This is a genomic window from Vibrio sp. JCM 18905 (genome assembly GCF_055393305.1).
Map to the genome: position 1 here is coordinate 470,301 of NZ_AP043880.1, position 19,423 is coordinate 489,723.

The following is a 19,423-nucleotide window of genomic DNA, read 5'->3' on the forward strand; positions in this document are numbered from 1 at the left end:
CGGTAGACGACTACTTATCTAGACTAGTAGAAGAAGTGAGTTAGGGTTGGCCTCCGAGCCAAAGGCACCGGAGACCGAGGGTGTAGGCTATGGACAGCTTAGCCTAGATACGCTTCTAGCTCTTCGCTACCGCCGATGTGCTTGCCACCGATAAAGACTTGTGGAACAGTCGTGCGACCAGATATAGCTCGTAGACTAACTGTCGTTGCGTCTTTACCCAGAATCACTTCTTCATATTGAAGACCGTGGTCAATCAGGTTTTGTTTCGCTTTCATACAGAAAGGGCAGCCTGGTTTAGTGAACACCGTGATGGATTCTTGCGTTTTGTAGTCAGGCGCTATGTAATTCAGCATCGTATCTGCGTCTGACACCTTGAATGGGTCGCCTGGTTCGTTTGGCTCAATGAACATTTTTTCCACTACGCCATCTTTTACTAGCATGCTGTAACGCCATGAACGTTTGCCAAAGCCGATGTCGTTTTTATCCACTAACATACCCATGCCATCGGTGAATTCACCATTACCATCCGGGATGAAGGTAATGTTTTCTGCTTCTTGGTCTTGTTTCCATGCATTCATCACGAACGTATCATTGACCGAGACACAAATAATCTCATCCACTCCGTGCTCTTTAAATACAGGGAACAACTCGTTGTAACGAGGTAGATGGCTTGATGAACAGGTTGGAGTAAATGCTCCTGGTAAGCTAAATACGATAACGGTCTTACCTTTAAATAGCTCATCAGTCGTTACATTCATCCAAGAGTCACCTTGACGAACTGGAAAAGTAACTTGAGGGACTTGTTGACCTTCTTTAGATACAAACATAATGATTTCCTTTAACTATTTTAAATTATGCGTATAGAGCTTAGCGTTTTTCTTTGCTCTGTTTCGTTCTGTTGAGCCCATTATTGTAAAAATTCTTTGATAGCTCTAATCGTTTGGTGTTATGGTTTTGATAGGTATTAGCTATTGTTAAAAGAAGCGAATTGTGAGTTATGAATATTCGAGATTTTGAGTACTTAGTTGCACTTGCGGAACATAAGCACTTTCGCAAAGCGGCAGAAGCATGTTTTGTTAGCCAACCAACATTGAGTGGACAAATTCGTAAGCTAGAGGATGAACTCGGTACCACGCTTTTAGAGCGAAGCAGCCGTCGCGTTTTGTTTACCGATTCAGGGTTGCAGTTGGTGGAGCAAGCTAAGCGTATCTTAAGTGAAGTGAAAACTTTTAAAGATATGGCGAGTGGTCAGAGCGGAGCAATGACTGGGCCTATGCATATCGGTTTCATCCCGACGGTAGGTCCGTATCTACTACCCAAAATTCTGCCGCAGATAAAAGAAGCATTTCCTGAACTGGAGCTGTTCCTGCACGAAGCTCAAACACATCAGTTGGTGCGTCAATTAGAAGAAGGTAAATTGGACTGCTTAGTCTTGGCTTCGGTTGATGAAACGGCACCTTTTAAAGAAATCGAAGTGTATAACGAGCCGTTAAGTGTTGCGGTGCCATGTGATCATGAGTGGGCCTCTCTCGACCATGTTGATATGTTGGAGCTGAATGGTAAAACCGTTTTAGCGCTAGGAGACGGTCACTGTCTGCGTGATCAAGCGTTAGGTTTCTGTTTTGCTGCCGGAGCGAAAGACGATGAACGCTTTAAGGCCACCAGTTTGGAGACACTGCGCAATATGGTCGCTGCTGGTGCTGGGATTACGTTATTGCCTCAGCTTTCTATCCCCAATGAGAAGCAAAAAGATGGCGTGTGCTATGTACCAGCCGTTAACCCTACGCCTTCGCGCAATATAGTCCTTGTATATCGCCCGGGTTCACCACTGCGTGCAAGGTTTGAAGCTTTGGCGGCGAAGATTAAAGAAGTATTGGCTTCTTATCCTTCATTGAACGCCGCGGCGTAAAAGCCGACATAAAAAAGGGAGAGCGAATGCTCTCCCTTTTGCTTTAGTGATTTAGAACAGCTCTTCTGCGCCAGAGCCGGAAGAATAAATACTGTCTTCCAAACGGTCTCCAGCGTATTCGGTAGGCTCAGTGCCTTTTTCAAAGTATTCGAACATCGATGTGCTGTCTACTTTGTGCGTTAGCATGCCAGTGTTGCGATCAATACGAACACGAATGATGTTATCTGGAATATTTTTACCTTGCTCAGGTGTTTCTTCTAGTGCAACGCGCATAAAGTCAATCCAAGCGGGTTCTGCGGTTTTCGCACCCGATTCAGCACCAGAAATTTGGCCTTTGCCTAGGTTGCTATTAACTGTTGTGCGACCAAGGGCGCGTGAGTGATCATCAAAACCAACCCAAGCAATGGCAACAACACCAGGGCCATAGCCGTTGTACCAAGCATCTTTGGAGTCATTCGTTGTACCCGTTTTACCACCGATATCACGACGCCCCAGTTTTTGTGCACGCCAGCCAGTACCGTTCCACCCCGTACCTTCACGCCAGTTACCACCACCCCAAATGTTGCTGTACATCATCTCACGCATCAAGAATGCGTTTTGCTCAGAGATAACTTGTGGAGCATATTGAGGTTCATCATTTTCCAGTGCGTTGTCTGTTGCCAAACCATCAATCGCGACGTCTTGTTCGCCAAACTCATCGGCATAGCGATTGTCTGGCTGAGCGCTCATTTGTGGGCAATCCTTATGACAAACGCTCTTTGGATTCGCTTTAAACAGCACTTCACCGAATGCATCTTCCACGCGTTCTACGTAGAACGGTTCGACGTAATAACCTCCGTTCGCAAATACAGAGTAGCCTTGTGCCACTTTCATTGGTGTTAAGCTACCAGCACCGAGCGCGATGGTCTCTGAACGTGGTACTTGGTTAATATCAAAACCAAAACGAGTAAGGTACTGACGAGTTTCATCAAGGCCTACTTCACGCAGCGTACGCACTGCCATCACGTTCTTTGACTGAGCTAAGCCGAGGCGAAGGCGAGTTGGACCGCCATAGGTTGGTGGTGAGTTTTTAGGTCGCCAAGCCGAACCAGAACCTGCGTCCCATTTGTTAATTGGCGCATCGTTGATCAGAGTGGCTAAGGTAAGTCCCTTGTCAATTGCAGCTGAGTAGATAAATGGTTTGATACTTGAGCCAACCTGACGCACTGACATAGTGGCACGGTTAAACTTACTATGAACAAAGTTAAAACCACCCACTAACGATAATATCGCACCATTTTCCGGGTTCATCGCGACAAACGCGGTGTTCGCTGTTGGCACTTGGCTCAGTTTCCAGCTTTGTGTCGTGTTGTCATCTTCATTGGTTTCGCTCACTTCGCGAACCCAAACTTGTTGACCCGTCGCTAGCACATCATGCGCTGATTTTGGTGTTGAACCTTGGCGGTTTTCGGTGATGTATTTACGTGCCCAATGCATTCCAGTCCAAGGAATGGTCTGCTCTTCATGGTTTTTAACCCAAACTTGCGCAGTTTTATCATCGACTTTTGTCACGACGGCAGGGTAAAGGTCACCATAAGTTGGTTGCTTCTTAAGGTGCTTTTCTATTTGCTCGCTGTTCCAAGCGGTTTCACCTTCTTTCCAAAGCACTTTCTCCGCACCGCGGTAGCCGTGACGTTCATCGTATGACAGCAGATTATTTACCACGGATGTATTCGCGGCATCTTGCAGTTTAGAGTCCACCGTCATGTAGATATTCAAGCCAGAGGTATAGGCTTCTTCTTCACCATACTCTTTCACGGCCCATGCACGAGCTAGTTCTGCCACATAAGGAGCTGAAAGTTCAATTTCAGCACTGTGGTAACGCGCCACGATAGGTTCGTTGCGTGCTTCGTCATACTGTTCTTGCGTGATGTATTTTTCATCAAGCATTCGCATTAACACGACGTTACGGCGTTTTGTCGCACGCTCAAGAGAGTAAATTGGGTTCATCGTTGATGGCGCTTTTGGCATCCCTGCGAGTGTCGCAAGTTCGCTTAACGTCAATTCATCAAGGCTCTTACCAAAGTAAACTTGAGCGGCCGCACCAAAACCATATGAGCGGTAACCAAGGAAGATTTTATTGACATAAAGTTCCATGATTTCTTGCTTACTCAGAAGCTGCTCAATGTGGATAGCAATGAAAATCTCTTTAATCTTACGCATGATCTTCTTCTCATTAGATAAGAAGAAGTTACGCGCTAGCTGTTGCGTAATGGTACTTGCGCCCTGCTTAGCGGAACCTGAGATCGCAACTACAACGGCTGCACGAGTGATGCCGATAGGATCGATACCTGGGTGTTCGTAAAAACGGCTATCTTCGGTTGCGATTAGCGCATGAATTAAGTCTTGAGGAATTTCATCATAAGTAACAGGAATACGACGCTTTTCACCGAACTGTGCGATCAGCTTCCCGTCTTGACTAAACACCTGCATAGGTGTTTGTAATTCAACGTCTTTTAGAGTTGCAACATCTGGCAATTCAGGCTTCACGTACTGATAGAAGCCAAATATTGTGGTGACTCCAAGAATTATGCAAATCAATGTTAAAAATAATAAACGCTTTATGAACTTCACCGGAGAATCCCTGATTGGTTGAGGCTGTGTAACGGCAAACCCTTGTACTCTTAGGTCAAAAATTTAGCACATAGAGATATTAACTCTTATTTGGGTGCTAATAACAACCTTTGCACGAAGAAATTTCGGAGCGAGAGTAAGAGATGGATAAGCTAATCGTTACCGGCATCGATATAGGCCATAACAGCCTCAAAGCCGTAGTACTTAAACCCACAGGCAACAATTACGCTCTGTTGGGTTACAAAGAAATATTACTAAAGGAAGGTATTGTCGCTGAAAATAACACTATAAATCATCAAGAAATTGTAAAGACCCTAAAGCTGATTAAAAAAGAACTGCCTTTTGGTGCTAAAAAGGTCGCAATTTCAGTGCCTGATAATTCGGTGATCAGTAAAAAACTGCAAATAGAACAAAACCTTGAAGATAGCGAAGTTGAGTTTGCTGTGATTCAGGCATTTTCTCATCAATCGCCATTCCCTGTCGAAGAGCTGAGTTTAGACTTCGTCCGTCTTCGTGCCGAAGATGGGTTGCGTGGGACTGATAACTATCAAGTGTTTGCGACAAGAAAAGATGTGGTCGATAGTCGCGTGGATGCATTACAAAAATCCGGACTAAAACCCGTTTTAGTGGACGTGCATTCACAAAGTCTTGGTCATATCTGGAAGCTCACCGCCGATCGCTTTCCTGACAAAAATAAGTACTGCTTACTCGATATTGGCACCTCATCGAGCTCCTTTACCATGTTTACCGAACAAGGTGAGCTGTTTCACAAAGAGTTTGCTTGCGGCACACGCGGAGCAAACAGCCCTGTTCAAGATGATTTGATGTCCGATGATGCTCAGGAGAAAACAGAGCTGTTTAATCGCCAAATCGTGGAACGGGTGAAACGTCAGATGCAGCTCTACACTTCAATTAATGGCTCGCAAAATATCAAAGGTATCTGGTTATCAGGGGAAGGAGCTTCGACACCAATGCTCGCGGAAGAGTTATCTCAGCAACTGTCACTAGAGTGTGAATTGCTAAACCCGCTAGGGCTATTTGAGATGAAGGTGTCCAAACGTAAGCGTCGTGCCGCGGATTGGCAGCATTTCTCTACAGCAGCAGGACTCGCGATTCGAGGCATTCATTGGCTAGGAGGTGCGCGTGCTTTATCGCATTAATTTACTTCCTTGGCGAGAGAACCAAAGAGAAGAGCACCGACGTCGTTTCATTAGCTTGGTCGCGTTAGGCGTGTTGGTCGCCATTGGTATTCAATGGGGTATTGGAAAGTTTTTTGAGTACCAACAAGATCAGCAGCAGGAGCGGCTTGATTACCTCACTCACTACATTGCTGAGCTCGACCAGCGTATTGAAGCAATGAAAATCGCCGAGCAAGAGCACAGCAAAATCCTCGAACGTTTAAAAGTGGTTGAAGGGTTACAAAACGGTAGAAACAAAACGACCGAGTTTATGAACTTGATGCCAGCCGTCATTCCTGAAGGTGTATATGTCGACAAGATCAAAATGAATGATCTGGAAATTGAGATCTCGGGGATCTCTGATAGCACTCCAAAACTTGCCACGATGCTGGACAACATGGAGCGTTCGGCCAAGTTGAATGATGTAGAAATGCACTCCATCGTTCACGGAAAAGCGCGTTTTGGAAAAGAGTTCCAAACGTTCAAAGTGTCTTTCATGTTCAAAGTGCCGGAGAAGAAAGTGGAGGCCCAGCATGGTTGATTGGCAGGATCTCGAAATAGATGAAATGGCAGAGTGGCCATTGTTGCCTCAGCTTGTGGTTATCGCGCTGCTGATTTTCCTCATTCAAGGTTTTGGCTATTGGTTTTACCTTAAGCCAAAAGAAGAGCAATTGAATAACTTGGTCCAGCAGGAGCAGACGCTCAAGGTAGCACTGAAGATCAAAGCGAACAAAGTAGCTGCATTGCCTCAGCTTCAATCTCAATTGGATGAACTCACCACGCGTTACGAGTTATTGCTACAACAACTGCCCGCGCAAAAAGAGTTGGCTACGATGCTCGCTTCGGTGAATGAACTCGGTATCGACAATAAGTTGACCTTTACTCGTATCGACTGGGGTGAAAAGCAATCAGAGCATTTCCTCTATCGTCTTCCTTTAAACATTGAGTTAACGGGAGATTTTCATGACATCGGACATTTTTCTCAGGCGATAGCAACGCTACCTCGAATCATCACGTTTAAAGATGTGACTTGGCAGCGTGTCAGCCAAGAAAGTGAAACTCTGCACTTTAGGGTACGAGCCAATACCTATCAGTTTAAGCCAGAGGAGACGAACAATGACAAGTAAGCATTTGTTACTGGTACTGATGGGGTCTCTGCTACTTGGATGTCAGGCGAATGATGAGTCATTAACGGATTTTATTCGAGGGGTGGAGAGTCAGGCGCGTCGAGATGTCGAGAAACTTAAGCCTGCAGATAAGTATGTTGCCGTCACGTACGCACCTGAAGTACAGCGTGCGCCCTTTGAGTTACCAAAAGAAGCCACGATCGCCACTCAGCCCGTTGCAAGAAAAGATTGCTGGCAACCGCCTTCAAGAAGGCGCACTGGCAAATTAGAAAAATTCCCATTAAGCCAATTACGTTTGAAAGGAGTTATGGGCATGGGTAATACGGTTTCTGGTCTCGTTCAAGCACCCAACGGCACCGTTTATAAAGTGAAGCCGGGGCAATACCTCGGACGCAACAATGGCAAAGTGACCCATGTCAGCCATTCCTATTTGTTAATTAATGAAACGTTGCCCGACGGCTTAGGGTGTTGGCAGAAGCGTAAAGTTAAGTTGGCTTTGAGATAGCCCCATTTATTTTTGATATTGAGTAATGAAAATGAGACAAGGATTAACACGTACACCAAGGATACTAACTGGGCTCTTCTCCTTATGGTTGTTTGTATTTTTAGCCCCTTTAGTGGCAGCAGAAGAAGTATCGTCTAATGCCTTAAAGAGTATCGATTTTCGCACTAATAAAGATAAAGACGCCGTTATTGTCGTTGAACTGGCGTCACCTGCCGCGATTGTTGATGTCAAACGCGTACAGGAAGGGTTAAGTATCGATTTGCTTAATACTTCGGTAAAAGACGAGCAACTGTATCTCCTAGACGTAAAAGATTTCTCGACTGTGGTTGAAAGTGTAGAGGTGTTTCGCGATACCTCAACTACGCGCTTGGTTGCGCACATTAATGAAGAATATACGCATGATTACCGTTTAACGGGGCGATTCTTGGAAATCAAAGTGGCTAAGATCAAACCCAATGAGAAAGCCCCGGATAAAAGCATTCTAGAAAAAGAAGGCAAGCTCATTTCAATTAACTTCCAAGATATTCCTGTACGTAACGTGTTACAGCTGATTGCTGACTACAACCAGTTCAACTTGGTTGTCTCAGACTCCGTAGAAGGTAACCTCACACTTCGTCTTGATGGTGTTCCGTGGCAGCAAGTGTTGGATATTATTTTGCAAGTTAAGGGGTTAGATAAGCGTGTTGATGGCAACGTGATTCTGGTTGCTCCAACAGATGAGCTTGATCTGCGCGAAAAACAGCAACTCGAAAAGCAGCAGCTAGAACAAACGATGGGAGAGCTTTCGTCTGAAATCATCAAGGTAAACTTCGCTAAAGCATCAGATATTGCAGAGATGATCAACGGAGAAGGGAACATCAGTATGTTGTCTGAGCGAGGCAGTATGACCATTGATGAGCGGACTAACTCGTTATTGATTCGTGAGCTACCTGAAAACATTGAAGTGATTCGAGAAATTATTGAATCTTTGGATATCCCGGTGAAGCAGGTTCAAATTGAAGCGCGTATTGTGACCATCAATGAAGGCAACATGGACGAGTTGGGAATTCGCTGGGGCTTTACCTCTATTAATGGCAATAACACGGTTGGTGGTTCTATCGAAAACAACCTTGCCACGATCGGTTTATATAACGGTGGTGGTGAAGGAGAAGACGGTGGTGACGGTGATGGAGTAGGTATCGATGACTTTCTAAACGTAAACTTAGCTGCAACCAGTCCAAACGCGACCAGCATTGCTTTTCAGGTTGCAAAATTAGGCTCAGACACCTTGTTAGACCTCGAGCTTTCTGCGCTGCAACAAGAGTCCAAAGCTGAGATTATCTCAAGTCCACGTTTGATCACTACCAATAAGAAGCCTGCCTATATTGAGCAAGGTACCGAGATACCTTATCTAGAGTCCTCATCAAGTGGTGCTACGACGGTAACGTTCAAAAAAGCAGTATTGAGTTTGAAGGTGACGCCACAAATTACACCGGATAACCGTCTTGTGTTGGACTTAAGCGTTACGCAAGATAGACCTGGACAAGTCGTGAAAACAGGCACTGGTGAAGCCGTTGCGATTGATACTCAGCGTATCGGGACGCAAGTGTTAGTAAATAACGGTGAAACCGTCGTTCTTGGTGGTATTTTCCAGCACAGCATTACTAACTCGGTGGACAAAGTGCCTTTGTTAGGCGATCTGCCACTATTAGGTGCGCTTTTCCGTCGAAGTTATGAAAATGTTGGCAAAAGTGAGCTGTTAATTTTCGTCACCCCTAAGGTGGTGATTCAGTAGTTCTACCTCGTGAAAAACTGATTAAATCAAAAATAAAGTTGCAATAGTGGCACCATGCTTGGATAATTTCGGGTCTTATCACGAATTATCTGTGAGGAACTGGTGCCACAAGCCTTGTAGAACAGCGATTTAGCTGTGTTTTCTTGTGGCGATCTTATTGAATCAATGTTGTAAATTACTGCTAAACATGGCTGAGAAACGTAATATTTTCCTTGTTGGCCCAATGGGCGCCGGCAAAAGTACAATTGGTAGACATCTAGCACAGCAACTGCATATGGAGTTTGTTGACTCCGATACAGTGATCGAAGAACGCACTGGTGCAGACATCTCTTGGGTTTTTGATGTAGAAGGTGAAGAAGGCTTCCGCAAGCGTGAAGAAGCGGTACTTGAAGACCTAACACAAGAGCAAGGCATCGTGCTTGCGACTGGCGGTGGCTCTGTTAAGAGCAAAGAAAACCGTAATCGTCTTTCGGCACGTGGTGTTGTTGTTTACTTAGAAACGACGATTGAAAAGCAACTTGCGCGCACAAACCGTGACAAGAAGCGTCCTCTACTTCAAACGGACAACCCTCGCGAAGTATTGGAGCAATTAGCTGAAGAACGTAATCCTCTGTATGAAGAAGTAGCGGATTACACTGTTCGCACTGACGATCAGAGTGCAAAAGTGGTAGCCAACCAGATCGTAAAAATGCTAGAAGAGAGATAAGTTTTTATCTTTTTTTAATTGGAGCAAACCGATGGAACGGATTACGGTCAACCTAGCTGAGCGTAGCTACCCAATCTCTATTGGCGCCGGGTTATTTGAGGACCCGGCGTACCTCTCTCAAGTTCTCTCAAACAAAAATGCAAAACAAAAAGTTGTTGTGATCAGTAATGTCACAGTGGCGCCTTTGTATGCTGACAAAATTTTAAAGCAGCTCGAGCAGCTCGGTTGTAGTGCATCCTTGTTAGAATTGCCTGACGGCGAACAGTACAAAAACTTGGATGTGTTTAACCAAGTGATGGACTTCCTCCTCGAGGGGAATTACGCTCGTGATGTTGTGATCATCGCGTTAGGTGGTGGCGTTATTGGCGACCTTGTGGGTTTTGCTTCTGCCTGTTACCAGCGTGGGGTCGACTTTATTCAAATACCAACGACATTACTATCTCAAGTGGATTCTTCGGTGGGTGGAAAAACCGCGGTTAACCATCCGTTGGGTAAGAACATGATAGGTGCGTTTTACCAACCTAAAGCCGTGATCATCGATACCAACTGTTTATCGACGTTGCCTGAGCGTGAATTCGCAGCAGGTATCGCAGAAGTCATTAAGTACGGCATCATTTACGATGCAGACTTTTTTGTATGGTTGGAAGAAAACCTTGAACGCTTGTACGCGTTGGATGAAGAAGCGCTAACTTATGCCATTGCACGTTGCTGTGAAATAAAAGCGGAAGTGGTAGCTCAGGATGAGAAAGAATCGGGCATCCGCGCTCTGCTCAACTTAGGTCACACCTTTGGTCATGCGATTGAAGCTGAGCTTGGCTACGGCAATTGGCTGCATGGTGAAGCGGTTTCTGCTGGCACGGTTATGGCGGCCAAAACTTCGCATCTGCGCGGTCTTATCTCAGCAGAGCAATTTGAGCGTATTGTTGCGATTTTACGTCGTGCCAAACTGCCTGTTCATACTCCAGAAAGTATGAGCTTCGATGACTTCCTCAAACATATGATGCGAGATAAAAAAGTCCTCTCTGGTCAATTAAGATTAGTTCTACCTACAGGCATTGGTAGTGCCGAGGTCATTGCTGATACGACACAAGACGTACTCAAACAGGCGATAGACTTCGGTCGCGATATTTAACCTTGTAATGGCGCCTTTGGGCGTCATTCTTGTAGTGTATTAAGGTTATTAGATGAGTGTTGCTCACGTTCTGGAATTAGATTCTCAAATCGAGTTGCTTGATAGGTTAGGATTGCTGACTAATTTTGGTTCCAACTTCATTGCGATTAATGGTCATGATGGTTATGGAAAATCTTGGTTAGCGCAGCGATACCTTGAAGTGGGTGCCAGTAACAAGAATCAATGTTTGTTACTTTGTCATTCTAATCAAGATGATGTGCAGCGCCGCATCCTTATTTTGAGTCAACTGGTTTCGGACGCATTGTTTAATCAGCAAGAACCTTTACTTGATAGCCTCGAAAGACTATTGGGTGATGAGCCTTGTGATATCGCGATTGTGGTTGATGATGCGCATTTATTAAGTGAGACGCTCGTTTCTGAGCTTTGGATGCTGGTTTTAGAGGCGCATCATAAGCCGAATTGGACCATCAATGTCTTATTATTTACGCAGTCTGGGCGCTTAGAAGGATTGCTGTCACGTCTCAGTTACGGACAAGAGATAAAGCCTGTTGAGCTTGATATTGATATGTTGTCCGAAGTGGAAGCCCGTCGTTTCTTTGAATCACTTGTTGCGCGCTATGTTGATGATGAGGCGGAGAAGCGGGTTCGAGATGCATTTAAAAAAGTTGACCCAGTACCGGGTGACATCATGGCGTTAGGAGAGATGAAAGTGGAAAAAAGGATCATTATCCGCTCGATTGTCGGTTCACCGCTGAATATTGCGTTAGTGGTATTAGCATTACTGTTGCTTGCTGCTGGTGGCTATTGGTGGATGTATAATCAACCAAGCCCTGATGATAAAGCGCAGCAAATTGCTGGTAGTTTAGAGCAAACGGCTATCCCAACTTTTGAAGAGTCAGGAATCAGTGCTGCGCAGTCTTCACTACAATCTGTGACTGATGACACTAGCAGTGGCCTTGATGGCTCTGGCGCGATTGATGATTCTGATTCATTACCGCCAGCAGTAACGGAAGAAGTGGCGAGCGTTGGCAGTGATGACAATCAACAGAGAGTGGTGATTGAGTCGAATGTGGTCGATGCATTGCTTGAAGGTAAAGCTGATTCAGCAGACACAAAAGCGATTGATGATATCGTAGGTACTGATAAAGCAGAAACTGCTGATGAAACTGACTCTCCTTTGATTAAAGTCGTAAAACCAAATCAAGGTATGACGCAAACTTCTGCTCAGTCAGGAGAAGACGGTACGAAGCAGCCTGTGGTTAAGTTTTCATTTGCTCGCGAAGAATTAAAAGCACTATCACCAAGAGCCTATACACTGCAGCTTGCTGCTATGACGTCAATGGAGGATGTACAAGCCTTCCTCGATGAGCATCAGCTGAATAATCAAGTACGAATTTATCCTACCGTTCGCAATGACACCGAGTGGTATATCATCACATACCAAGATTATCCGACAATTCAAATGGCTCGCGATGCCGTTGCAAGCTTGCCTGATTCGGTTAAGTCGGTGAGTCCTTGGGCAAAATCACTCCGTCAGGTTCATCGCGAAATTGATCGCGTGAAATAAACCTGAGCTTCGCTGAAAAATATGTTACATTCCGCAGCCTTAATTTTTGGTCGATAGATAGAGCAGTAGATGAAAAAGCAACGAGCCTTTCTTAAATGGGCAGGAGGAAAATACGGACTGGTTGAAGACATCCAACGTCATTTACCGCCGGCTCGAAAGCTAGTTGAACCTTTTGTTGGCGCGGGCTCAGTGTTTCTGAATACCGACTATGACCATTACCTACTGGCAGATATCAACCCAGATCTGATCAATCTGTACAACCTACTGAAAGAACGCCCTGAAGAGTATATCTCTGAAGCGAAGCGTTGGTTTGTTGCCGAGAATAACCGTAAAGAAGCCTACTTACACATTCGCGCTGAGTTTAATAAAACAGATGACGTGATGTACCGCTCTTTGGCGTTTTTGTACATGAACCGCTTTGGTTTTAATGGCCTATGCCGTTACAACAAAAAAGGCGGCTTTAACGTTCCGTTTGGTTCATATAAAAAACCTTACTTCCCAGAGGCGGAATTGGAGTTTTTTGCCGAAAAAGCCAAGAAAGCCACGTTCGTTTGTGAAGGTTATCCAGAAACTTTTCGCCGAGCACGTAAGGGGAGTGTGGTGTATTGCGATCCCCCTTATGCACCGCTTTCAAACACGGCAAATTTCACCTCATACGCAGGTAATGGTTTCACGTTGGATGATCAGGCTGCATTAGCCGACATTGCTGAAAGAACGGCGACTGAGCGTGGTATTCCGGTTCTGATTTCTAACCACGACACTACGTTGACGCGTCGGTTGTATCACGGTGCAGATCTCAATGTAGTAAAAGTAAAGCGCACCATTAGCCGCAATGGCAGTGGTCGTAATAAAGTCGATGAGCTTCTTGCGCTTTTTCATGCCCCTGAGATGGATCAACCAAGCTCTTAGTTCTCACACTATTAAATCTAAATAGTGGATCTCCCCACTGGCTTCGGTAGAATTGCGCGCAGATTGTTTGCTCATTACTACTGAGGTCAGGTATGAAAGATTTTCTTATTGCTCCATCCATTTTATCGGCAGATTTTGCTCGTCTCGGTGAAGATGTCGAGAAAGTACTCGCAGCGGGTGCGGATGTGGTGCATTTCGACGTTATGGATAACCACTATGTACCAAACCTGACTTTTGGTGCGCCTGTGTGTAAAGCACTACGCGATTATGGCATCACAGCGCCAATCGATGTTCACCTAATGGTGAAACCCGTTGACCGTATTATTCCTGATTTCGCAAAAGCGGGTGCGTCGATGATTACGTTCCATGTAGAAGCTTCTGATCATGTAGACCGTACACTGCAGTTAATTAAAGAGCACGGCTGTCAGGCTGGTGTGGTACTAAACCCAGCAACGCCACTTGCAAGTCTTGAGTTTATTATGGATAAAGTCGACATGATTCTACTGATGTCGGTAAACCCTGGTTTTGGTGGTCAATCATTCATTCCTCATACACTAGATAAACTGCGTGCCGTTCGTAAGATGATTGACGAGTCTGGCCGTGATATCCGCTTAGAAATCGATGGCGGTGTGAAGGTTGACAACATTCGTGAAATTGCAGAAGCGGGCGCAGACATGTTTGTTGCAGGCTCGGCGATTTTCGGTCAGCCAGATTACAAACAAGTGATCGACCAAATGCGCACGGAACTGGCTGAAGTGAAATAAGTCCTGATATACGCGCGATAATGCCCTGATTTTACAGGCTGTCACTTTATTGGCAGCCTTTGTTATTTCTAGCGTTGGATGAAATAAAATATCCCCTGCGTTGAGCAAATAATCACTTGCCTATTTTGCGCCCTTTCTGTACTATTCGTGCTCCTTAAACTCAGTCAATTATCTTTAGTTCCTTGCTTCCTCTGGACGACTGAGCCATTTGTGGAAGCTGAATAATCCGTAAGGAGCAACCAATGCGTCATTACGAAATCGTATTCATGGTGCACCCAGATCAAAGCGAGCAAGTTGCTGGCATGATCGAGCGTTACACTGGTTCAATCACTGAAGCTGGCGGTAAAATCCACCGTCTAGAAGACTGGGGCCGTCGTCAACTGGCTTACCCAATCAACAAGCTTCACAAAGCTCACTACGTTCTTATGAACGTTGAAGCTGACCAAGCTGTAATTGATGAGCTAGAAACTGCTTTCCGTTTCAACGATGCAGTTCTACGTAACATGATCATGCGTACTAAAGCAGCGATCACTGAGCAATCTATCATGCTTAAGCAAAAAGAAGAGCGTGCTCCACGTCGTGAAGAGCGTTCTGAAGCTAAGCCTGAAGCTAAGTCAGAAGCTGCTGAGTAAGTTTTCTTATGGCCAATCGAATGGAGCTGAGCGGCACCATTGCCAAACCGCCCATTCGTAGTAAAAGCCCTGGTGGCATTGAACACTGTCGGTTTTGGCTGGAGCATCGCTCTACTATTATCGAAGCTGACTTACCTCGACAAGTTTATTGTCGTATGCCGGTAGTCGTCAGCGGGCTTGGGTCACAAGCACTAACTCAGAATTTAGTTCAAGGCAGTAACATTAAGGTAAGTGGTTTTGTCACTTATCAAACCGGCCGAAATGGCGTGGGAAAATTAGTGTTACACGCCGACAACATTACTCAAATTTAAGATCAGGAGATAGCCCATGGCTCGTTTCTTCCGTCGTCGTAAATTCTGCCGTTTCACTGCAGAAGGCGTACAAGAGATTGATTACAAAGACGTAGCAACTCTTAAAAACTACATCACTGAAGCTGGTAAAATCGTACCTAGCCGTATCACTGGTACAAGCGCTAAGTACCAGCGTCAACTAGCACGTGCTATCAAGCGTTCACGCTACCTAGCTCTACTACCGTACACTGACAAGCATCAGTAATCGGTTCATTTTATTAAGAAAGAGGATTAAGCAATGCAAGTTATTCTACTTGATAAAATTGGTAACCTAGGTGGTCTTGGCGATACTGCAAACGTTAAATCTGGCTACGCTCGTAACTTCCTTATCCCACAAGGTAAAGCAGTTATGGCAACTAAAGCTAACGTTGAAATGTTTGAAGCTCGTCGTGCTGAACTAGAAGCTAAAGTTGCTGAGCAACTAGCTGCTGCAGAAGCTCGCGCAGAGAAAGTTAACGCTCTAGAAGCTGTAGTTATCGCTTCTAAAGCTGGTGACGAAGGCAAACTATTCGGTTCTATCGGTACTCGTGACATCGCTGACGCTATCACAGCTGCAGGCGTTGAAGTTGCTAAGAGCGAAGTTCGCCTTCCTGAAGGTGCTCTACGTACAACTGGTGAGTTCGAGATCAGCGTTCAACTTCACTCTGAGGTTTTCGCAACTGTGAACCTACAAGTTGTTGCTGCTGAGTAATTCAGTATCAAGACGAAATACTAAAAAGCACCTCTTCGGAGGTGCTTTTTTTATTTCTAAAACTGGGAGAAAAAACGGGTTAAAAAGCGAAGAGTAAATTAACGGAAAATACGCTATCCGCTTTGCTTAAGCCTTCAGGCACTTTATCGTGATACTGACGAGAGTGTGCCAGTTTCAGTGCAATATCTTCAGTAATATCATTGGTCACGCTGAGTTCACTATCGGCCCGAGTGTTACTTTTACCTGTTACCAACGTAATATCAGCCGCGAAACTCAAATTATCTAGTGCGTGCCAAGTCGTATTGATATTCCCTCGAAAAATGCCTTCTCGAACGATATCGGGAAAGACAATGTCGTCATCATCTATCTCATCTAAATTTGGTTCTTGATAACGAAAACCAGGACCGACTTCTACCTCTAAAATGAAGTTTTCAGTGTAGGAGAACTGGTAACCCAAACCGCCTGATAATGTGTAGTCTTTAAAATAGGCACTGTAACGAGAATCCACCCCTTTAAAGCTGCCATACAAATACGTTTTAGGACCTAACTTGTAGTCACTCTGTAGGGCGTAGGTGGATGAGCGTTTGTCTTCTTCACCGTCTTTGTACAAGTTGTAGTACTTCCATTCACCATTAGAACGGTGTCGACCTGACGTATATTCAGCACTCAAACGAGCATTCAGGGAACGAGAGTCCGTGTTACCTGTGTGAGCTTGATAGCCGAACTCCACCTCGGTTTTTAATGGGTCGGGCACATCAATATTTTGCTCTGGCTGTACTGATTCGTCAGCATACGATGCACTAGCGCATAGTAGGCTAAAGCTAAGTAACCAGTATCGGGACACATCAACCTCGAACGTAATTAAAAAGGAGGGGCATGATACTGATACAGATATTTTGTTGGGTCAATGGTAGGTTAATTTTTATTAGAGCTGGGCGGAAGAACCAGGCTATTACTTGTGCGGTTCGCATGTTGATTTCTTAACAAGTAATTGTCGCTTCGGGGAAGCATCTCAGTTAGGTTAAGGTTATAATCGTGGGTCAATAGTAGTTATCGAGCAAAGTCATGGCGGAAAACAGAAATCGCAAACCTTCAGACAGTCAGGTCGACGCAATCAAAGTGCCACCTCACTCACTAGAAGCCGAGCAATCAGTAATTGGTGGTCTTTTACTGGACAATGAACGTTGGGACACCGTTGCCGAACGTGTTGTAAGCAGTGATTTCTATAGTCGTCCGCATCGCCTAATTTTTGAAGGTGTAAAAACAATTCTTGAAGCGGGCAAGCCTCTCGATCTTATTACTTTATCGGAATACCTGGAACGTCACGAGCAATTAGAAGATGTGGGCGGTTTTGCTTACCTTGCAGATTTGGCGAAAAATACGCCAAGTGCCGCTAACATTAACGCATACGCTGATATTGTTGCCGAACGTGCGATCGTCCGTGGTTTGATCGGTGTCGCGAATGAAATTGCTGACGCGGGCTATGACCCTCAAGGTCGCAGTTCTGAAGATTTAATAGACATGGCGGAGAGTAAAGTTTTTGCTATCGCCGAGTCTCGAACTAGTGAAAACGAAGGACCACAAAACGTCGACAACATCCTCGAAAAGACGTTAGAACGTATCGAGTTGTTGTATAAAACGCCACAAGATGGTGTTACCGGAGTCGATACCGGTTTCACAGATCTCAATAAGAAAACCGCAGGTTTGCAAGGTTCTGATTTGGTGATTGTCGCGGCGCGTCCATCGATGGGTAAAACGACCTTTGCGATGAACTTGTGTGAAAATGCGGCCATGCAACAAGAGAAGCCTGTGCTTATTTTCTCGCTAGAGATGCCAGCCGAGCAGTTGATGATGCGTATGTTGGCCTCTTTGTCTCGCGTTGACCAAACCAAGATCCGTACGGGTCAGCTGGATGACGAAGACTGGGCGCGTATTTCTTCTACTATGGGTATCTTGATGCAGAAGAAAAACATGTACATTGATGACAGCTCCGGTCTAACTCCGACCGAAGTGCGTTCACGCGCTCGCCGTATCGCACGTGAACATGGCGGTCTGTCGATGATCATGGTCGACTACCTTCAGCTTATGCGCGTGCCTGCACTCTCTGATAACCGTACGCTGGAAATCGCGGAGATTTCGCGCTCTCTGAAAGCGCTGGCAAAAGAGCTGAATGTGCCCGTCGTGGCGCTGTCTCAGCTTAACCGTTCCCTAGAGCAACGTTCAGATAAACGCCCAGTAAACTCGGACTTGCGTGAGTCGGGCTCTATCGAGCAGGATGCCGACTTGATCATGTTCATCTACCGTGACGAGGTATATCACCCAGATAGCCCATACAAAGGTACGGCAGAAATCATCATTGGTAAGCAACGTAACGGCCCTATCGGCTCTGTACGTCTCACCTTCCAAGGTCAACACTCGCGCTTTGACAACTACGCGGGTCCTGCATTCGATATTGATGATGAGTAACCCCATGAGCTATATGAAAGCGGCCAAGGCGTGCATTGATTTGTCTGCGTTGCAGCACAACTTACAGCGCGTGAAAGCGCAAGCGCCCCAAAGTAAAGTGATGGCTGTAGTGAAGGCCAATGGCTATGGTCACGGATTACGTCACGTTGCAAAACATGCCAACCATGCGGATGCCTTTGGTGTTGCGCGCATTGAAGAAGCGTTGCAACTGCGCGCTTGTGGCGTGGTAAAGCCGATTCTATTGCTAGAAGGTTTTTACTCTCCAGGTGACTTACCTGTTCTTGTGACGAACAACATCCAAACGGTGGTTCATTGTGAAGAGCAGCTTATCGCCTTGGAGCAAGCCGACCTTGAAACTCCGGTTGTCGTGTGGCTTAAGATTGACAGTGGGATGCACCGTCTTGGCGTTCGCCCTGAGCAATATGATGAGTTTGTCACGCGGTTGAAAGAGTGTCCAAACGTAGCCAAGCCGTTACGTTACATGAGTCACTTTGGCTGTGCAGATGAGCTGGATAGCCATATCACTCCCCAACAGATTGAGCTGTTTAAGTCGTTGACCTCTGGTTGTCAGGGGGAGCGTTCACTTGCGGCCTCTGCGGGGTTGTTGGCATGGCCTCAAAGCCATTTGGATTGGGTTCGTCCGGGCATCATCATGTATGGTGTATCGCCATTTGATGACAAGACCGCACAAGATCTGGGGTATCAACCCGTGATGACACTTAAATCCCATCTTATTGCGGTACGTGAAGTTAAGAAGGGCGAAAGTGTTGGCTACGGCGGTATGTGGACCAGTCAGCGAGATACAAAAGTCGGTGTCATCGCAGTAGGGTATGGCGACGGTTACCCAAGAAGTGCCCCGAATGGCACTCCGGTTTGGGTAAATGGTCGTAAAGTACCTATCGCAGGTCGAGTTTCCATGGATATGCTGACGGTCGATTTGGGACCAGATGCAACGGATAAAGTCAGCGACGAAGCGATTCTTTGGGGGAAAGAGCTCCCAGTAGAAGAAGTGGCGGGTCACATTGGTACCATTGCGTATGAACTCGTGACTAAGCTAACGCCTCGCGTCGAGATGGAGTACTCAAAATAAACAGCGAAAG

The 19,423-nt window shown here is 45.7% G+C and carries 20 protein-coding genes; 17 read left to right on the plus strand and 3 right to left on the minus strand.

The features are described from left to right. Positions 1-98: 98 nt before the first annotated feature. Positions 99-827 (minus strand): redoxin family protein, encoded by a 729-nt coding sequence (locus ACZ5ZC_RS18845; protein WP_005395721.1) that lies wholly within the window; start codon positions 825-827, stop codon positions 99-101. Positions 828-997: 170 nt separating this feature from the next. On the opposite strand from ACZ5ZC_RS18845, the gene oxyR reads away from it, so the two are divergent. Beyond that, on the plus strand, positions 998-1,909 hold the full coding sequence (gene oxyR / locus ACZ5ZC_RS18850; protein ID WP_005395720.1) for a DNA-binding transcriptional regulator OxyR: 912 nt from the start codon (positions 998-1,000) through the stop codon (positions 1,907-1,909). A 51-nt stretch (positions 1,910-1,960) separates the two neighbouring features. Here the strand turns inward: oxyR and ACZ5ZC_RS18855 are convergent, their stop codons facing one another. Then, positions 1,961-4,522: a penicillin-binding protein 1A gene (locus ACZ5ZC_RS18855; RefSeq protein ID WP_104974736.1), complete on the minus strand. Its 2,562-nt coding sequence runs from the start codon at positions 4,520-4,522 to the stop codon at positions 1,961-1,963. A 143-nt stretch (positions 4,523-4,665) separates the two neighbouring features. Between ACZ5ZC_RS18855 and pilM the strand changes: the two genes are divergently transcribed. The 14 genes from pilM (at position 4,666) to rplI (ending at position 15,857) form a co-directional block, all read left to right on the plus strand. Further along, positions 4,666-5,682: a type IV pilus biogenesis protein PilM gene (pilM, locus tag ACZ5ZC_RS18860; RefSeq protein WP_005395718.1), complete on the plus strand. Its 1,017-nt coding sequence runs from the start codon at positions 4,666-4,668 to the stop codon at positions 5,680-5,682. Then, positions 5,666-6,241, plus strand: a complete 576-nt coding sequence (locus tag ACZ5ZC_RS18865; protein ID WP_464932190.1) for a PilN domain-containing protein — start codon at positions 5,666-5,668, stop codon at positions 6,239-6,241. The genes pilM and ACZ5ZC_RS18865 overlap by 17 nt, the downstream gene beginning before the upstream one ends. After that, positions 6,234-6,827 (plus strand): type IV pilus inner membrane component PilO, encoded by a 594-nt coding sequence (locus tag ACZ5ZC_RS18870; protein ID WP_012841351.1) that lies wholly within the window; start codon positions 6,234-6,236, stop codon positions 6,825-6,827. The genes ACZ5ZC_RS18865 and ACZ5ZC_RS18870 overlap by 8 nt, the downstream gene beginning before the upstream one ends. Continuing rightward, positions 6,817-7,332, plus strand: a complete 516-nt coding sequence (locus ACZ5ZC_RS18875; protein ID WP_005395715.1) for a pilus assembly protein PilP — start codon at positions 6,817-6,819, stop codon at positions 7,330-7,332. The genes ACZ5ZC_RS18870 and ACZ5ZC_RS18875 overlap by 11 nt, the downstream gene beginning before the upstream one ends. Positions 7,333-7,357: 25 nt before the next feature. After that, a complete protein-coding gene (locus ACZ5ZC_RS18880) occupies positions 7,358-9,106 on the plus strand; it encodes a type IV pilus secretin PilQ (protein WP_006742777.1) in 1,749 nt (582 codons plus the stop codon). Between the two features lie 187 nt (positions 9,107-9,293). Next, entirely contained in the window at positions 9,294-9,812 is a 519-nt protein-coding gene (aroK, locus tag ACZ5ZC_RS18885; RefSeq protein ID WP_005381319.1) for a shikimate kinase AroK, read from the plus strand. A 31-nt stretch (positions 9,813-9,843) separates the two neighbouring features. Continuing rightward, the gene (gene aroB, locus ACZ5ZC_RS18890; protein WP_258686143.1) at positions 9,844-10,944 is read left to right on the plus strand and encodes a 3-dehydroquinate synthase; all 1,101 of its coding nucleotides are present in this window, start codon (positions 9,844-9,846) and stop codon (positions 10,942-10,944) included. A 52-nt stretch (positions 10,945-10,996) separates the two neighbouring features. Then, positions 10,997-12,511, plus strand: a complete 1,515-nt coding sequence (locus ACZ5ZC_RS18895) for an SPOR domain-containing protein (protein ID WP_054868242.1) — start codon at positions 10,997-10,999, stop codon at positions 12,509-12,511. 69 nt (positions 12,512-12,580) lie between these two features. Further along, a complete protein-coding gene (locus ACZ5ZC_RS18900) occupies positions 12,581-13,420 on the plus strand; it encodes a Dam family site-specific DNA-(adenine-N6)-methyltransferase (RefSeq protein WP_005395710.1) in 840 nt (279 codons plus the stop codon). A gap of 92 nt (positions 13,421-13,512) precedes the next feature. After that, positions 13,513-14,184: a ribulose-phosphate 3-epimerase gene (gene rpe, locus ACZ5ZC_RS18905; RefSeq protein WP_005395709.1), complete on the plus strand. Its 672-nt coding sequence runs from the start codon at positions 13,513-13,515 to the stop codon at positions 14,182-14,184. Positions 14,185-14,426: 242 nt separating this feature from the next. Beyond that, a complete protein-coding gene (gene rpsF / locus ACZ5ZC_RS18910; RefSeq protein ID WP_005381299.1) occupies positions 14,427-14,816 on the plus strand; it encodes a 30S ribosomal protein S6 in 390 nt (129 codons plus the stop codon). Between the two features lie 8 nt (positions 14,817-14,824). Next, positions 14,825-15,127, plus strand: a complete 303-nt coding sequence (priB, locus tag ACZ5ZC_RS18915) for a primosomal replication protein N (RefSeq protein ID WP_005381298.1) — start codon at positions 14,825-14,827, stop codon at positions 15,125-15,127. 16 nt (positions 15,128-15,143) lie between these two features. Then, positions 15,144-15,371: a 30S ribosomal protein S18 gene (rpsR, locus tag ACZ5ZC_RS18920; RefSeq protein ID WP_000090472.1), complete on the plus strand. Its 228-nt coding sequence runs from the start codon at positions 15,144-15,146 to the stop codon at positions 15,369-15,371. A gap of 33 nt (positions 15,372-15,404) precedes the next feature. Then, the gene (rplI, locus tag ACZ5ZC_RS18925; RefSeq protein ID WP_005381278.1) at positions 15,405-15,857 is read left to right on the plus strand and encodes a 50S ribosomal protein L9; all 453 of its coding nucleotides are present in this window, start codon (positions 15,405-15,407) and stop codon (positions 15,855-15,857) included. Positions 15,858-15,936: 79 nt separating this feature from the next. Here the strand turns inward: rplI and ACZ5ZC_RS18930 are convergent, their stop codons facing one another. Next, positions 15,937-16,701 carry a DUF481 domain-containing protein gene (locus ACZ5ZC_RS18930; protein ID WP_006743223.1) on the minus strand — a complete coding sequence of 255 codons (765 nt, stop codon included), beginning with the start codon at positions 16,699-16,701 and terminating at the stop codon, positions 15,937-15,939. A gap of 221 nt (positions 16,702-16,922) precedes the next feature. Between ACZ5ZC_RS18930 and ACZ5ZC_RS18935 the strand changes: the two genes are divergently transcribed. Together ACZ5ZC_RS18935 and alr are read left to right on the plus strand one after the other, a co-directional pair. Continuing rightward, positions 16,923-18,323 carry a replicative DNA helicase gene (locus ACZ5ZC_RS18935; RefSeq protein WP_005395704.1) on the plus strand — a complete coding sequence of 467 codons (1,401 nt, stop codon included), beginning with the start codon at positions 16,923-16,925 and terminating at the stop codon, positions 18,321-18,323. Between the two features lie 13 nt (positions 18,324-18,336). Beyond that, complete coding sequence (alr, locus tag ACZ5ZC_RS18940; RefSeq protein ID WP_395204481.1) at positions 18,337-19,413, plus strand: alanine racemase; 1,077 nt, start codon at positions 18,337-18,339, stop codon at positions 19,411-19,413. Positions 19,414-19,423: the final 10 nt, after the last annotated feature.

Coding starts and splice junctions, on each gene's coding strand:
- ACZ5ZC_RS18845 (WP_005395721.1), bottom strand. CDS start 827: ATGTTTGTATCTAAAGAAGGTCAACAAGTCCCTCAAGTTACTTTTCCA.
- oxyR (WP_005395720.1), top strand. CDS start 998: ATGAATATTCGAGATTTTGAGTACTTAGTTGCACTTGCGGAACATAAG.
- pilM (WP_005395718.1), top strand. CDS start 4,666: ATGGATAAGCTAATCGTTACCGGCATCGATATAGGCCATAACAGCCTC.
- ACZ5ZC_RS18870 (WP_012841351.1), top strand. CDS start 6,234: ATGGTTGATTGGCAGGATCTCGAAATAGATGAAATGGCAGAGTGGCCA.
- ACZ5ZC_RS18875 (WP_005395715.1), top strand. CDS start 6,817: ATGACAAGTAAGCATTTGTTACTGGTACTGATGGGGTCTCTGCTACTT.
- ACZ5ZC_RS18880 (WP_006742777.1), top strand. CDS start 7,358: ATGAAAATGAGACAAGGATTAACACGTACACCAAGGATACTAACTGGG.
- aroK (WP_005381319.1), top strand. CDS start 9,294: ATGGCTGAGAAACGTAATATTTTCCTTGTTGGCCCAATGGGCGCCGGC.
- aroB (WP_258686143.1), top strand. CDS start 9,844: ATGGAACGGATTACGGTCAACCTAGCTGAGCGTAGCTACCCAATCTCT.
- ACZ5ZC_RS18895 (WP_054868242.1), top strand. CDS start 10,997: ATGAGTGTTGCTCACGTTCTGGAATTAGATTCTCAAATCGAGTTGCTT.
- ACZ5ZC_RS18900 (WP_005395710.1), top strand. CDS start 12,581: ATGAAAAAGCAACGAGCCTTTCTTAAATGGGCAGGAGGAAAATACGGA.
- rpe (WP_005395709.1), top strand. CDS start 13,513: ATGAAAGATTTTCTTATTGCTCCATCCATTTTATCGGCAGATTTTGCT.
- rpsF (WP_005381299.1), top strand. CDS start 14,427: ATGCGTCATTACGAAATCGTATTCATGGTGCACCCAGATCAAAGCGAG.
- priB (WP_005381298.1), top strand. CDS start 14,825: ATGGCCAATCGAATGGAGCTGAGCGGCACCATTGCCAAACCGCCCATT.
- rpsR (WP_000090472.1), top strand. CDS start 15,144: ATGGCTCGTTTCTTCCGTCGTCGTAAATTCTGCCGTTTCACTGCAGAA.
- rplI (WP_005381278.1), top strand. CDS start 15,405: ATGCAAGTTATTCTACTTGATAAAATTGGTAACCTAGGTGGTCTTGGC.
- ACZ5ZC_RS18935 (WP_005395704.1), top strand. CDS start 16,923: ATGGCGGAAAACAGAAATCGCAAACCTTCAGACAGTCAGGTCGACGCA.
- alr (WP_395204481.1), top strand. CDS start 18,337: ATGAAAGCGGCCAAGGCGTGCATTGATTTGTCTGCGTTGCAGCACAAC.